Raw genomic sequence first — 14,580 nt, 5'->3', positions numbered from 1 at the left:
GGGAGGCTCAGGTGCAGATCGTGTCCGCCGAGGTGCGGTGCAGCGTCACGGGAACCTGAAGGTCGGTGAGGTGCCAGTCGAGGCTGCGTCCGGTGAGCCGGGGCAACGAGGAGCACGTCCACGCGGGGTCCGGCGTGACGTGACTGCCCGGGAGCACCCCCGCGGCGTTCCACGAGGTCCACGTCCGGGGAAGGCCCGTCGCCTTCTTCAGATCCACGTCGACGTCGACGTGGTGCGACCCGCCCGGGGCGTTCGTGCTGATGTAGAAGTGGCCGGAGGTGTCGCTGATCTCCTCGTAGCGGATCGCCGTGATCGCGCAGGTGGTGGGGGCGGCCGTGGGGCTGCTGTACGCCTTGCACGTGTTCCCCGTGAACGGGGACAACCAGGCGGATGCCGCCGTCACCGTTCCCTTGACGACCGCGCGGTCCGTCCACGCCGCGCTGGTGGTGGGAACGCTCGCCTGTGCGAGCGACACGAAGACGACCACCACCGCGAAGGCGAAGCCGCCCAGCGGGACCACCAGTCGTCGCGCCGGGGTCACGTCGTCAGGGGCTTCCGCGCCGGGTGCTCCACGGGGCTCATCATGCTGAGACCGAGCAGCCCCAGGAGCCCGAGGAGCAACGGGAGGGCGACAGCGGGCGTCGTCATCCGCATGATCGCGGTTCCCCACCCGGGAAGCTGCACCGCCGGCTTCCACACGTCGCCGGTCACCGGATAGTCGAGAGCGTCGGAGAACTCGTTGGCGTCGCCCTTCATGGTGATGGTGCGCGCGCCATCGGCGGCTTCGATGGCGGTGATGCGATGGGTGACCAGGGAGTCGGTCAGCGCGCTCGGCAAACTGACGACGTCACCCACCTCCAGAGAGTCGGCGGGGACCTTCGTGGCGATGAGGAGATCGCCCGTCATGATCTCGGGCTCCATCGAGCCCGAGATCACGACGAGCGGCTGGATGACTCCGATGGCCGTGGCGCCCCAGACGACGCCGCAGCCCACCCCCATGACGGCCAGCGTCCAGAGAACGGGCAGGGCGAGCCGGCGGAGGAGCTGCACCACGATTCGTCCTTCGTCTCGGCTGCGGCGGTGGGTGGTCAGTTGGTCGCGGTCGCGGAGACCGTGACGAGGATCGTGCCGGTCTTGCCCTGGTTGCTGGTCGCCCAGTCCGCCGGAGTGGTGACGACGAGCTCGAACTCATCGGCGGCGGTGGACCCCGAGGAGGTCAGCGACGCCGCGAGTCCGGTGATCGTGGCGGTCGGCTTGACCGTGAAGTCGGTCGCCGTGGTGCCGGGGGCGTACTCGACGGTGGAGGTGAGCGCGGCGTTGACGGAACTGACGTTCTTCACCCAGAGCTTGATGGTGCGGGTCTCGCCGGGAAGCAGGTTCGCCAGCTTCTCGGCGGGGACGACGAGCTCGATGCTGTTCTTGGCCGCCGACTCCTTCCAGGTGGTTCCGTCGACGGAACCCTGGAGGTTGAAGGTGGCTCCCGCGGCGGGGGCGCTGAAGAAGGTGTTGTCCGTCCACGCGGCGCTGGTGAGCGCCGCGCCGATGCCGCCGGTCGCGAGCACGGCCAGCGCGAACGCCATGATCGGGCGTCGCCGGGAGCGTCGCTCGGTGCGGTCAGGGCGTGTGGAGGCATCCGTGTTCGTCATGGTTTCGACGTTACGCAGCACACCTCAGGGGACTGTCAAGTCTTCCTCAAGAGGGGCCGAAGCTTTCCCGATTGTTCCGTTTCCGCGTCGTGCGGCCCCGGGCCCGGAGCGTGGCAGGATGGTCGGATGCCGCTCATCGCTCTCACCGGAGGCATCGCGTCGGGGAAGTCCACCATCGCGAACCGGCTCACCGAGCTCGGCGCGGTCGTCGTCGACGCGGATCAGATCGTGCGCGAGGTCCAAGCGCCCGGATCCGAGGTGCTCCGGATGATCGCACGGACGTTCGGAGACGCCGTCATCGCCGAGGACGGATCCCTCGACCGGGCTGCCCTCGGATCGACCGTGTTCGCCGACCCGGACCGGCTCGCACAGTTGAACGCCATCGTGCACCCTGCGGTACGGGCCGAGTCCCAGCGCCGTTTCGACGCGGCGTTCGCCGCCGACCCGGACGCCGTCGTCGTGTACGACGTTCCGCTCCTGGTGGAGGCTCGTGTCGATGACCCCTGGGATGAGATCGTCGTCGCGCATGCGCCGGAGGACGTCCGTCTCGAGAGGCTCGTCGGTCTGCGCGGCATGACCCCCGAAGCCGCGCGCGACCGGATCGCCGCCCAGGTCTCCGACGAACGGCGGCTCGCGATCGCCGACGTCGTGATCGACACCTCGGGGTCGATCGAGCACACCCTGGTTCAGACGGACGCGCTCTGGGACCGGCTCCGCGCGCGCTGAAGGACAGCCGCCCACCGGAGGCTTCCGACCCCGCCGGCCCCGATGTCGGAGGGGCGGCATACGCTTGAGGTATGCAGCCCACCCGCAGTGTCCGCCCTTTCGAGGTCATCAGCGAGTACACCCCTGCCGGTGACCAGCCGCAGGCGATCGCCGATCTGGCTTCCCGCATCAACGCGGGCGAGACCGACATCGTGCTGCTCGGCGCCACCGGAACAGGCAAGTCCGCGACCACGGCCTGGCTCGTTGAGCAGGTGCAGCGCCCCACGCTCGTGCTGGCGCACAACAAGACCCTCGCCGCTCAGCTCGCCAACGAGTTCCGTGAGCTCATGCCGAACAACGCCGTCGAGTACTTCGTCTCCTACTACGACTACTACCAGCCCGAGGCCTACGTTCCGCAGACGGACACCTTCATCGAGAAGGACTCCTCGATCAACGCGGAGGTCGAGCGCCTTCGCCACTCGACGACGAACTCACTGCTGAGCCGCCGCGATGTGGTCGTGGTGTCGACCGTGTCCTGCATCTACGGCCTGGGCGCGCCGGAGGAGTATCTGCGCGCCATGGTCGCGCTCCAGGTGGGGGAGCGGTACGACCGCGACGCCCTGATCCGTCAGTTCATCGCGATGCAGTACAACCGCAACGACGTCGACTTCTCGCGCGGCAACTTCCGGGTCCGCGGCGACACCATCGAGATCATCCCGGTGTACGAGGAGCACGCCATCCGCATCGAGCTCTTCGGCGACGAGATCGAGGCGCTGTACTCGCTGCATCCGCTGACGGGCGAGGTCATCGAGAAGCTCGACGCCGTGCCGATCTTCCCCGCCTCGCACTACGTGGCGGGCACCGACGTCATCCAGCGCTCGATCGGCACGATCGAGCACGAGCTGGAGGAGCGGCTCAAGGAATTCGAGCGACAGGGCAAGCTCCTCGAGGCGCAGCGCCTCCGGATGCGGACGACGTTCGACCTGGAGATGCTGCAGCAGCTCGGTTTCTGCTCCGGTATCGAGAACTACTCGCGCCACATGGACGGGCGCATGCCGGGGGAGCCCCCGCACACGCTCCTGGACTTCTTCCCCGACGACTTCCTGCTCGTCATCGACGAGTCGCACGTGACGGTGCCGCAGATCGGTGCCATGTACGAGGGCGACGCCTCCCGCAAGCGCACGCTCGTCGACCACGGCTTCCGTCTGCCGAGCGCGATGGACAACCGACCGCTGCGCTGGGACGAGTTCAAGAACCGAGTGGGGCAGACCGTCTACCTGTCGGCGACCCCGGGCAAGTACGAGATGGGCATCGCCGACGGTGTGGTGGAGCAGATCATCCGCCCGACGGGACTGGTCGACCCGGAGATCATCGTCAAGCCGTCGAAGGGACAGATCGACGATCTGCTCGAGGAGATCAGGCTTCGCGTGGAGCGGGACGAGCGCGTCCTCGTCACGACCCTCACAAAGAAGATGGCCGAGGAGTTGACCGACTTCCTCGGGGAACACGGCGTGCGAGTGCGCTACCTGCATTCCGACGTCGACACCCTGCGCCGCGTCGAACTGCTCAGCGAGCTGCGCGCCGGTGTGTACGACGTCCTGGTGGGTATCAACCTGCTCCGAGAGGGACTCGACCTCCCGGAGGTGTCGCTCGTCGCGATCCTCGACGCCGACAAGGAAGGGTTCCTCCGCTCCGGGACCTCACTCATCCAGACCATCGGCCGGGCAGCGCGTAACGTCTCGGGCGAAGTGCACATGTACGCGGACAACATGACCGACTCCATGGCCAAAGCCATCGAGGAGACCGACCGTCGGCGCGAGAAGCAGATCGCGTACAACAAAGAGCACGGGATCGATCCGCAGCCGCTGCGCAAGCGCATCGCCGACATCACCGAGGTGCTGGCGCGCGAGGGGCAGGACACGGCGGAGCTGATGTCCGGGCGAGGCCGTGCGTCGGGCAAGGGCAAGTCGCCCACGCCGAACCTTCGGCGCATCGGCATCGCTGCCGAGGGAGCGCAGCAGCTCGAAGCCACGATCCAGGACCTCACCGATCAGATGCTCGCCGCTGCCGCGGAGCTGAAGTTCGAGCTCGCCGGGCGCCTGCGTGACGAGGTGCAGGATATGAAGAAGGAGCTCCGCTCGATGGAGCGGGCCGGGCACGCGTAGACGGAGACCAGATGGACGCGGCAGGAGAGGAACTCGCGGACCGAGTCCGGGCGCTGCTCGGCGCTGACCCCTCGATCGAGGAGAGGCGGATGTTCGGAACCAGGGCATTCCTCGACGAGGGCCGCATCCTCGTCGGAGCACGGAAGGACGGCACGCTCCTCGTCCGCGTGGATGAGGAGAACGGGGCCGTCGCCGTGACCCAGCCGGGTGCTGCGCGGGCCGTGATGGGGTCGCGCACCATGGGGTCGGGCTGGATCGACGTCGCCGCGTCCGCGATCACCGATGATGCGGCGCTGATGATGTGGATCGACATGGCCCGAGAGTCAGTGGGGGCCGCCACCGCGGACGGCGACTGACCCCGAGCGGTTTACGGGCAGTGCACCAGGGTCTTCGGCCCGGAGCGGTCGATCTCGTGTTCCGTCATCGGCGCTCCGCAGAGCGGGCAGGCGCGTTCGGCGCGTTCCGCGGCACTCGGCGGCGGCGTCTTCTCGTAGGGCCCGACGGAGGCAGGGCCCGCCAGGCGCACGAGGTTGGTGTTCACCCAGGCATAGAGGCCCCCCGCTTCGCGGATGCGGGTGCGAAGAGGGGGCCGGCTGGAGTCGCGTGACATGTTGATTAGTGTACTAATGATTCGTGCAGATGTATAGTCGGGATCGTGACCGACACCGATGATCTGCTCCGCCTCGAGAACCAGCTCTGCTTCGCCGTGGTCACGGCGGCGCGGAACGTGGTGGCGATCTACCGGCCGATCCTCGAGCCGCTCGGGCTGACCCATCCGCAGTACCTGGTGATGCTCGCCCTCTGGGAGCGGGCTCCGCGAACCCTCAACGACCTCGCCGCCGACCTCGCGCTGGAGCCCGCGACGGCGTCGCCCCTCGTCAAGCGACTCGAAGCCGACGGCCTGGTGGCCCGCCAGCGCAGCAGCGAGGACGAACGCCGACTCGAGATCACGCTCACGGACGCCGGTGCCGCCCTGCGTGCCAGGGCGGTGGACGTGCCGCGGCAGGTGATGGCCGCCGTGGGGATGGACATCGACGAGGTGGCAGCACTGCGGGACGGACTGGGCGCCTTCGCGGGGCCCCGCCCCGCCCACCCCTGACCGTTCCGCGGCATCCCGATATGAAGCGCTGGTGCTCGCCTGCGCACCCCTAGGGTGGGAGGCATGTCGCGCCCCGAGCCTCCGGTCCCCGCGCCGGAGCGCGTGCGTCGACCGGGGCCGCCGCTGCTCCTCGGCCTCGCCGCCGTCGCCGGACTGTTCGGTCTCCTCATGTTCGCCGCGGCCGTGCAGGGCACCCCGCAGTTCGCGTCGACGGAGGCCGAGAGCACATCGCCGCCCCAGGAGAACGTCGTGCTCCCCGCCCCGACGGCGACGGAGACACCGCTGCCTCCGGAATCATGGGAGGATCCGGTTCTCGCGCAGGTGCTCGGCATGGTCTTCGGTCTCGTGCTGGGGCTGGCCGTCCTCGCGCTCGTCGTCGTGGTCGTTCGCCAGCTCATCCGATTCCTCGTGCGGCTGTGGCGGGACCGTCCGCTCGCACGCCGCGACGCCGCGGCTGCCGGGCCGGGTGCCAGCCCCACGTCGCCGGATATCCTCCCTGACGAAGTGACCATCCGCCGCGGGGTCTCCGATGCGCTTCGCACGGTCATCGAACGACCAGTACCCGGTGACGCGATCGTCGCGGCGTGGATCGGCTTGGAGGAATCCGCCGCGGACGCCGGTCAGGGGCGCGCTCCGACGGAGACGCCGGCAGAATTCACCGCCAGGGTGATCGGCGGGCGCCACGGCATCGCCGCGGACGTCGCGGTCCTGCAACGCCTCTATGAGCGGGTGCGCTTCGGCGGGCTGATCGCAGACGAAGGCGACCGGCGGAGCGCCGCCGACGCGCTTCGCGGCATCAAGGCGGGGTGGCGATGAGAGGGAGGATCGTCCTGGCTCTCCTCAGCGCCCTCATCGCCGCTGGTCTTCTCGTCGTGATGCTCATCTTCGGAGTGCCCGCCCCCTTCGCCGTCGCATGGACCCTCATCCTGCTCGCGATCGTCGCGGCCACCCGCCAGGCCTTCGTCGACGAGGTGGTCGTGTGGCCGCCGGAGGCGCCCCGAGCGGAGGGCCGTGGCTCGGACGTGTCGCGGTTGGCGTGGGCGATCAACACCCGCACCGGCGTCGCGGGCCATGTCGTCGTTCGACGCGTGCAGGGCGTGGTCCGTCGGCGCCTCGCGCATCGCGGCCTCGACCTCGATGACCTTCAGGACCACCCGCGTATCGACGCGGTGCTGGGAGACGGTGTCCGCGCCTCCCTGCATGCGCGAGAAGTGCAACGCGTGGACCTCGAGCGTGTCCTCGACGCCCTCGACCGCATCCCCATCGACACGGAGGAGACAACATGACCACCGACGAAACCACGCAGATCGCCGATGTCGGACGCCGCGTGCTCGCGGGCGTCAAGACGGCCGTCGTCGGGATGGACGAGCCCCTGACGATCGCGCTGGCTGCGATCCTGGCGGGCGGCCACGTGCTCTTCGAGGACGTTCCCGGCCTCGGCAAGACGCTCGCCGCGCGCAGCCTCGCGGGTGCGCTCGGGCTGGACTTCCGTCGGCTGCAGTGCACACCCGACATGTTGCCGGGCGATGTCACCGGTTCGTACGTCTACGCGCCTTCCACCGGGGACTTCGCCTTCCGCCCCGGTCCGATCTTCACAGGACTGCTGCTTGCGGACGAGATCAACCGGACGACGCCGAAGACACAGTCGGCGATGCTCGAGGCGATGGCCGAGCACCAGGTGACGGTGGAGGGCAACAGGTTTCCGCTCCCGCGTCCGTTCCACGTGATCGCCACATCGAACCCGATCGAGTACGAGGGGACGTACGCGTTGCCGGAGGCGCAGCTCGATCGCTTCATGGTGCGGCTCGCGGTGGGGTACCCGCAGCCGGAGGAGGAAGCGCGGATCATCCTCGACCGTATGGAGCGGCAGAGCCCGGATATCGAGGTCGAGCCCGTGGTGGACGCCGACGGCCTGCGGCGGATCCAAGCAGCGGTCGAGGGCATCCACGTCGACCGCGATGTCGTGCGATACGGCGTCGAGCTCACGCGGGCGACACGCGAGGCGGCGACGGTGGCCGTCGGCGCCTCCCCGCGTGGTTCGCAGGCGCTCGTCCTCCTCGGACGCGCGCTCGCCGCGCTGGACGGTCGGGCATATGTACGGCCGGACGACCTCAAGCGCGTCGCGGTGCCGGTCCTCGCGCATCGATTGACCCTGACGCCGCAGGCCTGGGCACAGGGAGTGGACCCGCGGACGGTCGTCGACGCGGCCCTGGCGCGGACGGCCGTGCCTCCGACCGTCGCGGCGGCCCCGTGACGGACGAGGCGGCGGTGCAGACGGCGACCGCGGTCGCCTGGCGGCGGACGCCGGTCATCGCTCTCGGCATCGGCGGCGCGGCGATCATCGCCGCGGTGGGGCTCGCCTTCTCCCGTCCGGATGTCGTCGCCATCGGCCTGCCGCTGGCGCTGGCCGCCGCGTGGGCGCTCCTCCGCCGCCCGAGCCCCGGAGAAGCGCGAATCGCTCTGCGCGCGCACGCCGCCGGCAGCGTCGATCGCCCGGAAGTGCAGACCGCCGCGGATGTGGTGCTGGCGGCGGATGCGGTGCAGATCGCCGTGGATCAGGACGGGCGGCGAACCGGTCTCGTGGATGTCCGACCGGGAACGGCCTGTCTCACGGCGCGCGGTGTGCTGCAGCATTCGGGTCCGAGTGAGCCGCTCGCCGTGACCCTGCGGGGGTCGAGTCTCGACGGCGCGTGGGTCTCCGATGTCGTCCCTCGGACGGCGCTCGCCTGGAACGCGCCGCCGCGCGCGGTGCGGATCGGCAGCCTCCCGGTGGCGCTGCGGCTCACCGGACTGCACGGGTCGCATCCGGGTTCCCGCCCGGGGCAGGGTGGCGACTTCCGGGACATCCAGCCCTTCGTCCCCGGAGACGAGCTCCGTCGGGTCGACTGGCGCGCGACCGCCCGCGCCGCACGTCGACCAGGAGATCTCCTGGTGCGCAGGGACGACGCGCTGAGCGACTCGTCGGTCGTGCTCGCGATCGACACCGCCGAAGATCTCGGTGCCGCCGTGGCCGCATGGGGGAGCGGCGACCCCGATCGCTCCGGAGTGACCTCACTCGATCTCGCCCGGGAAACGGCCCTCGCCATCGCCACCGCGGCGATCGGCGTGGGCGACCGCGTGGCCTATCACGCGCTCTCTCCGGACGGCCTCTCGCTGCCCTCCGGCGGTGGCGCCCGGCACCTCGCCCGTGTGCGCCGCGCGATCGCCGCGACCGGCATCGGCACCGATCCGTCCTATCGGCGGTCCCCGGCCGTGCCGCCAGGGTCGATCGTCTTCGTGCTCTCGACGTTCGTCGACGGGGTGGCGGCACGGCTGGCGACCAGCTGGCGCGCCGCCGGCCACGCCGTCATCGCCGTCGATGTGCTTCCGACTCCCGAGGAGAGCCGCCTCAGTCGCGAGCAGCGGATCGCCCTGCGCACTCTGCTCGCCGAGCGCACCGACGTCCTGGCCGAGCTGAGACATGCCGGCATCGAGGTGGTGCCGTGGTCCGGTGGTGTCGATGCCGCGATGCGCCGTGCCGCCCGCCGTCTTGCGCGTCGCGGGAAGGGGCGCCGATGACTCGCGCCGTCCGCTCTTTCCGCGCCGGTGTCGCGGTCCCGGGGGCCGTCCTCCGGCTGGCAGTGGTCGCCCTGGCCGCCGGGGGAGCACTGCTCCTGATCCCCTTCCCGCTGTGGCAGGGCATCGCGGTGCTCGCCGCTGCCGTCGCCGTCGCGATCCCCCGCAGTCTCGCCGCCTGGGTGGCGCTGGCCGGCCTCCCGTTCGGCGTGATCCTCTCGGAACCGGATCCCTCCCGGACCGCGCTGGCTCTGCTGTTCGTGCACGCCCTGCATGTCTGCGCGTCGCTGAGCCTCGTGGTGCCGCTCTCCTCGCGCGTGGCCCTGTCCGTCCTGCTTCCGAGTGCCGGCCGCTTCCTCGCCGTTCAGCTGATCGCGCAGCCGCTGGCGTTCGGCGTCTGGCTGCTCGCCGAGCGGCCGGACACCCCCGAGGTCGTGATCCTGGCTCCGTTCGCCGCGGCGGCGCTGCTCGGCGGGATCCTAGTCGCCCACCGTGCGGCGAGACGGGCGGGCGCGGCGGCGTCCGCACCAGGCGCGTACGGCGTTCTCGGAGCCGATGTCCGTGGCCCCTCGTAGACTTGTTCGGTGCCCATCGTCCCCGTTGCTTCCCCAGGAAAACTCAGTGTCCGCGGCGCCCGCGTACATAATCTCAAGAACGTCGACATCGACATCCCCCGCGACTCGCTGGTGGTCTTCACCGGCCTCTCCGGATCGGGGAAGTCCAGCCTCGCCTTCGACACGATCTTCGCCGAGGGGCAGCGCCGGTACGTCGAGTCGTTGAGCGCCTACGCCCGGCAGTTCCTCGGCCAGGTCGACCGGCCGGACGTCGACTTCATCGAGGGGCTGAGCCCGGCGGTGTCGATCGATCAGAAGTCGACGAACCGCAACCCGCGGTCGACGGTCGGCACCATCACCGAGATCTACGACTACATGCGCCTGCTCTGGGCGCGTATCGGCGTGCCGCACTGCCCGGTCTGCGGCGAGAAGATCCAGCGCCAGACGGTGCAGCAGATCGCCGACCAGCTCATGGAGCTTCCGGAACGCACCCGGTACCAGGTCGTGGCGCCGATCGTCTCGCAGAAGAAGGGCGAGTTCGTCGACCTCTTCCGCGAGCTGGGGGCGAAGGGCTACTCGCGCGCGATCGTCGACGGCGAGCTCATCCAGCTGGCCGAGCCGCCGACGCTCAAGAAGAGCTACAAGCACGACATCGCTGTGGTCGTCGACCGTCTCGTCGCCTCGCCGGACATCCTCGGGCGCGTCACCGACTCCGTGGAGACCGCCCTCGGGCTCGCCGGCGGCGTCGTGCAGATCAACTACGTGGACGGCGAGGGCGACGACGCGTGGCAGACCTTCTCGGAGAAGCTGGCGTGCCCCAACGGACACGCGCTCACCCTCACCGAGATCGAGCCGCGCACGTTCTCCTTCAACGCGCCGTTCGGCGCCTGCCCCGCATGCTCGGGCCTCGGCACGCGCATGTCCGTCGACGTGGACCTGATGCTCGGTGACGAGGACCTCTCGATCCGCGAAGGCGTCATCATCCCCTGGACCACCCAGGGCAAGGGGCTCTTCCAGTACTACGAGCGGCTGCTCGAAGGACTCTCGCGAGACCTCGACTTCTCCCTCGACACCCCGTGGCGGGACCTGCACTCCGACGTCAAGGAAGCGGTGCTGCGCGGAGAGAACTACAAGGTCACCGTCAAATGGAAGAACCGCTACGGCCGTGAGATGCGGTACGCGTCCGGCTTCGAGGGCGTGGTGCCCTACATCGAGCGCCAGTACCTGCAGGCCGAATCCGACACGCAGCGCAGCCGGTGGGGCGAGTACCTCCGCGAGGTCCCGTGCCCCGTGTGCAACGGCGACCGGCTGAAGCCCGAGGTGCTGGCCGTGCAGGTGCACGGTCACTCCATCGCCGAGGTCTCGCACCTCAGTCTCGCCGACGCCCGGGCGTTCATGGAGAAGCTGCAGCTCACCGAGCGCGAGGCCAAGATCGCCGCCCAGGTGCTCCGTGAGATCCGCCTGCGTCTCGACTTCCTCCTCCAGGTGGGGCTGTCGTACCTCAACCTGAGCCGCTCCGCAGGCTCCCTGTCGGGTGGTGAGGCGCAGCGCATCCGGCTCGCGACGCAGATCGGCTCCGGCCTGACCGGGGTGCTCTACGTGCTGGACGAGCCCTCCATCGGCCTTCATCAGCGCGACAACCGTCGACTCATCGAGACACTGCTCACTCTGCGCGACCTGGGGAACACCCTGATCGTCGTCGAGCACGACGAGGAGACGATCGAGGCGGCGGACTGGGTGGTCGACATCGGTCCGGGCGCCGGCGTGAACGGCGGCGCCGTGGTCCACTCCGGGCCCTACTCCGCGCTGCTCGCCGACACCTACTCCATGACCGGCGACTACCTCTCCGGCCGTCGGGAGATCCCGATGCCGGCGAAGCGCCGGAAGATCGACAAGAAGCGCATGCTGAGCGTCGTGGGCGCACGCGCCAACAACCTCCGCAACGTCACGGCCGACTTCCCGCTCGGCGTGCTCACGGCGGTCACGGGCGTCAGCGGATCCGGGAAGTCGTCCCTCGTGAACGACATCCTGTACCAGGTGCTCGCCTCGCGACTCAACGGGGCGCGGACGGTGCCGGGCAAGCACACGCGCGTGACCGGGCTCGACAACCTCGACAAGGTCGTGCACGTCGACCAGGCGCCGATCGGCCGCACCCCGCGCTCGAACCCGGCGACCTACACCGGCGTCTTCGATCGCATCCGCACGCTCTTCAGCGAGACGCCCGAGGCGAAGGTCCGCGGCTACCAGCCCGGGCGCTTCAGCTTCAACGTCAAGGGCGGACGCTGCGAGGCCTGCTCCGGTGACGGCACGATCAAGATCGAGATGAACTTCCTCCCGGACGTGTACGTGGACTGCGAGGTGTGTCACGGCAAGAGGTACAACCGCGACACCCTTGCTGTGCACTACAAGGGCAAGAACATCGCCGAGGTGCTGGAGATGCCGATCGAGGAGGCAGCCGAGTTCTTCGAGCCGATCCAGGCCATCCACCGCTACATGAAGACCCTGGTCGATGTGGGGCTGGGATATGTCCGCCTCGGGCAGTCGGCGACCACGCTCTCCGGCGGTGAGGCGCAGCGCGTGAAGCTCGCGACCGAGCTCCAGCGCCGCAGCAACGGTCGGAGCATCTACGTGCTCGACGAGCCGACGACGGGTCTGCACTTCGAAGACGTGCGCAAGCTCCTCGAGGTGCTGAACGGTCTGGTCGACAAGGGCAACACGGTCATCGTCATCGAGCACAACCTCGACGTGATCAAGTCCGCCGACTGGGTGATCGACCTCGGTCCCGAGGGCGGCTCCGGCGGCGGCACGATCCTCGCCACTGGCACGCCGGAGCAGATCGCGCGGGTCGAGGAGAGCCACACCGGCCAGTTCCTCGCCGAGATCCTGGGTGAGGGGCGCTCTGCGCGGAAGGCCAGCTGATGGCCGACGTCCTGCCGTACAAACCCCGGGCCGGCGAGATACCGACCGACCCGGGGGTGTACCGGTTCCGTGACGCCAACGGCCGCGTGCTGTACGTCGGCAAGGCGAAGAACCTCCGTCAGCGGCTGTCGAACTACTTCGCTCCGCTGCGGACGCTGCACGAGCGCACGCGCCGGATGGTGACGACGGCGGCGTCGGTGGAGTGGACGGTCGTACCCACGGACGTCGACTCGCTGCAGCTCGAGTACATGTGGATCAAGGAGTTCGATCCGCCGTTCAACGTCAAGTACCGGGACGACAAGTCGTACCCGTTCATGGCCGTGACGATGGGGGACGAGGCGCCGCGCGTGCTCGTGACCCGGAACCGGAAGATCCCCGGCGCCCGCTACTTCGGCCCGTACCCGAAGGTCTGGGCGGTGCACGAGACCATCGACCTGATGATCAAGGCGTTCCCGATCCGCACGTGCAGCGACGCGAGCTACAAGCGGGCGATGCAGACGGGACGCCCGTGCTTCCCGGGGCAGATCGGCAAGTGCGGCGGGCCGTGTTCGATGACGGTGTCGATCGAGGAGCACCGGGCCATGGTCGACGACTTCGTCGCCTTCATGGCGGGTGGCGACGAGCGGTTCACCCGGGAACTCACCCAGCGCATGCTCGCCGCGTCGGCCGCCATGGACTACGAGGCGGCGGCGAAGTACCGCGACAAGCTCTCGGCGATCGAGGCCGTGCTCGGCAAGAGCGCTCTCGTGCTGCCCGCGGACGAGGACGCGGACCTGTTCGGTATCGCCGAGGACGAACTCGCGGCCGCCGTGCAGCATTTCGTCATCCGCGGAGGTCGTGTCCGCGGCGTGCGTGCTCTGACGATCGAGAAGGAGATCGACATCACGGGCGGAGAGCTCGTGGAGCAGGTTCTCCAGCAGGCGTACGGGGAAGCGCAGGACGTGCCGCGTCGCATCCTGGTGCCCGTGCTCCCCGACGATGCGTCCGAGCTCGAGGTGTGGCTGCGGGAACGCCGAGGCCGGAAGGTCGAGATCGCGGTGGCGCATCGTGGTCAGCGTGCTGATCTCATGCGCACGGCCACGCTGAACGCCCAGCAGGCGCTGATCCGGCACAAGACCCGGCGTACCAGCGACTACGTCGCCCGTACCCAGGCGCTGACCGATCTGCAGGAGGCGCTGGGTATGGAGGAGGCGCCGCTCCGGATCGAGTGCTTCGACATCTCGCACCTCGGCGGCACGAATGTCGTGGCGTCCATGGTCGTGTTCGAAGATGGTCTTCCGCGGAAGGACCAGTACCGCACCTTCAACATCGCGGAGACGACCGACGACACCGACTCCATGTACCAGGTGCTGCGTCGTCGGCTCGCCTACCTCGACCGCCCGGAAGAGCAGGAGACCGTCGATCCCACCACCGACGAGGTGGTCGCGGAAGACGTCGGCGAGGCGGGGGTGCGCCGCAAGCCTCGCTTCGCCTATCCGCCGCAGCTGCTGCTCGTGGACGGCGGGCAGCCCCAGGTCGAGGCCGCTGCGCGGGCCCTCCGCGACGCCGGGCACACCGAGATCGCCGTGTGCGGCATCGCCAAGCGCCTGGAGGAGATCTGGCTCCCCGGCGACGACTTCCCCGTCATCCTTCCGCGGACCAGCGAATCGCTCTACCTGCTTCAGCGGCTTCGTGACGAGGCCCACCGCTTCGCCATCGTCCATCAGCGGAAGAAGCGCAAGAAGGACATCACGACGGTGCTCGCCGAGGTCCCCGGTCTCGGGGCCTCACGGATCAAGGTCCTCCTCAAGCACTTCGGCTCGGTCACCGCGCTGCGCGCCGCCGAACCCCACCAGATCCAGGAGGTCCAGGGGATCGGCCCGGTGCTGGCTCAGAACATCCATACGCACCTGTCCACTCGCTAGGCTGGGAGGCCGAGGGGGAGAAGGAGCAGTGAG

At 69.3% G+C, this 14,580-nt stretch carries 15 protein-coding genes; 11 read left to right on the top strand and 4 right to left on the bottom strand.

Annotated features, from left to right (window positions below):
* Nucleotides 1–7 precede the first annotated feature (7 nt).
* Genes RI211_RS10690 through RI211_RS10680 form a run of 3 tightly spaced genes read right to left on the bottom strand, consistent with a single transcriptional unit; the run spans nt 8 to nt 1,646 of the window.
* The gene (locus RI211_RS10690) at nt 8–541 is read right to left on the bottom strand and encodes a hypothetical protein (protein WP_315637576.1); all 534 of its coding nucleotides are present in this window, start codon (nt 539–541) and stop codon (nt 8–10) included.
* Nucleotides 538–1,053: a signal peptidase I gene (locus RI211_RS10685; RefSeq protein WP_315637577.1), complete on the bottom strand. Its 516-nt coding sequence runs from the start codon at nt 1,051–1,053 to the stop codon at nt 538–540. The genes RI211_RS10690 and RI211_RS10685 overlap by 4 nt, the downstream gene beginning before the upstream one ends.
* Before the next feature lie 35 nt (nt 1,054–1,088).
* Nucleotides 1,089–1,646: a hypothetical protein gene (locus tag RI211_RS10680; protein WP_315637578.1), complete on the bottom strand. Its 558-nt coding sequence runs from the start codon at nt 1,644–1,646 to the stop codon at nt 1,089–1,091.
* 126 nt (nt 1,647–1,772) lie between these two features.
* Here RI211_RS10680 and coaE point away from each other — a divergent pair, with 126 nt between their 5' ends.
* The 3 genes from coaE to RI211_RS10665 all read left to right on the top strand — a co-directional run bounded on the left by coaE (nt 1,773) and on the right by RI211_RS10665 (nt 4,872).
* The gene (gene coaE, locus RI211_RS10675; protein ID WP_315637579.1) at nt 1,773–2,372 is read left to right on the top strand and encodes a dephospho-CoA kinase; all 600 of its coding nucleotides are present in this window, start codon (nt 1,773–1,775) and stop codon (nt 2,370–2,372) included.
* A gap of 71 nt (nt 2,373–2,443) precedes the next feature.
* Nucleotides 2,444–4,516, top strand: coding sequence for an excinuclease ABC subunit UvrB (gene uvrB, locus RI211_RS10670; RefSeq protein WP_315637580.1), 2,073 nt, complete (start codon nt 2,444–2,446; stop codon nt 4,514–4,516).
* An 11-nt stretch (nt 4,517–4,527) separates the two neighbouring features.
* Entirely contained in the window at nt 4,528–4,872 is a 345-nt protein-coding gene (locus RI211_RS10665) for a TfoX/Sxy family protein (protein ID WP_315637581.1), read from the top strand.
* An 11-nt stretch (nt 4,873–4,883) separates the two neighbouring features.
* Here the strand turns inward: RI211_RS10665 and RI211_RS10660 are convergent, their stop codons facing one another.
* The gene (locus RI211_RS10660; RefSeq protein ID WP_187661753.1) at nt 4,884–5,126 is read right to left on the bottom strand and encodes a hypothetical protein; all 243 of its coding nucleotides are present in this window, start codon (nt 5,124–5,126) and stop codon (nt 4,884–4,886) included.
* A gap of 45 nt (nt 5,127–5,171) precedes the next feature.
* On the opposite strand from RI211_RS10660, the gene RI211_RS10655 reads away from it, so the two are divergent.
* From RI211_RS10655 to uvrC, 8 genes are all read left to right on the top strand, one after another.
* Entirely contained in the window at nt 5,172–5,615 is a 444-nt protein-coding gene (locus RI211_RS10655) for a MarR family winged helix-turn-helix transcriptional regulator (protein ID WP_187661752.1), read from the top strand.
* Nucleotides 5,616–5,678: 63 nt separating this feature from the next.
* Nucleotides 5,679–6,431 carry a DUF4129 domain-containing protein gene (locus RI211_RS10650; protein ID WP_315637582.1) on the top strand — a complete coding sequence of 251 codons (753 nt, stop codon included), beginning with the start codon at nt 5,679–5,681 and terminating at the stop codon, nt 6,429–6,431.
* Nucleotides 6,428–6,901, top strand: coding sequence for a hypothetical protein (locus tag RI211_RS10645; RefSeq protein ID WP_315637583.1), 474 nt, complete (start codon nt 6,428–6,430; stop codon nt 6,899–6,901). Before RI211_RS10650 ends, RI211_RS10645 begins: the two co-directional genes overlap by 4 nt.
* Nucleotides 6,898–7,869 (top strand): AAA family ATPase, encoded by a 972-nt coding sequence (locus tag RI211_RS10640; RefSeq protein ID WP_315637584.1) that lies wholly within the window; start codon nt 6,898–6,900, stop codon nt 7,867–7,869. The genes RI211_RS10645 and RI211_RS10640 overlap by 4 nt, the downstream gene beginning before the upstream one ends.
* Entirely contained in the window at nt 7,866–9,173 is a 1,308-nt protein-coding gene (locus tag RI211_RS10635; RefSeq protein WP_315637585.1) for a DUF58 domain-containing protein, read from the top strand. Before RI211_RS10640 ends, RI211_RS10635 begins: the two co-directional genes overlap by 4 nt.
* On the top strand, nt 9,170–9,745 hold the full coding sequence (locus RI211_RS10630; protein WP_315637586.1) for a hypothetical protein: 576 nt from the start codon (nt 9,170–9,172) through the stop codon (nt 9,743–9,745). The genes RI211_RS10635 and RI211_RS10630 overlap by 4 nt, the downstream gene beginning before the upstream one ends.
* 9 nt (nt 9,746–9,754) lie before the next feature.
* Nucleotides 9,755–12,643, top strand: a complete 2,889-nt coding sequence (gene uvrA / locus RI211_RS10625; protein ID WP_315637587.1) for an excinuclease ABC subunit UvrA — start codon at nt 9,755–9,757, stop codon at nt 12,641–12,643.
* Nucleotides 12,643–14,547, top strand: coding sequence for an excinuclease ABC subunit UvrC (gene uvrC / locus RI211_RS10620; protein WP_187661746.1), 1,905 nt, complete (start codon nt 12,643–12,645; stop codon nt 14,545–14,547). Before uvrA ends, uvrC begins: the two co-directional genes overlap by 1 nt.
* Nucleotides 14,548–14,580 lie beyond the last annotated feature (33 nt).

Origin of the sequence: Microbacterium meiriae, from assembly GCF_032364335.1 — a bacterium.
Lineage (GTDB): Bacteria > Actinomycetota > Actinomycetes > Actinomycetales > Microbacteriaceae > Microbacterium > Microbacterium meiriae.
This window is presented reverse-complemented; position numbering and strand designations above follow the sequence as displayed.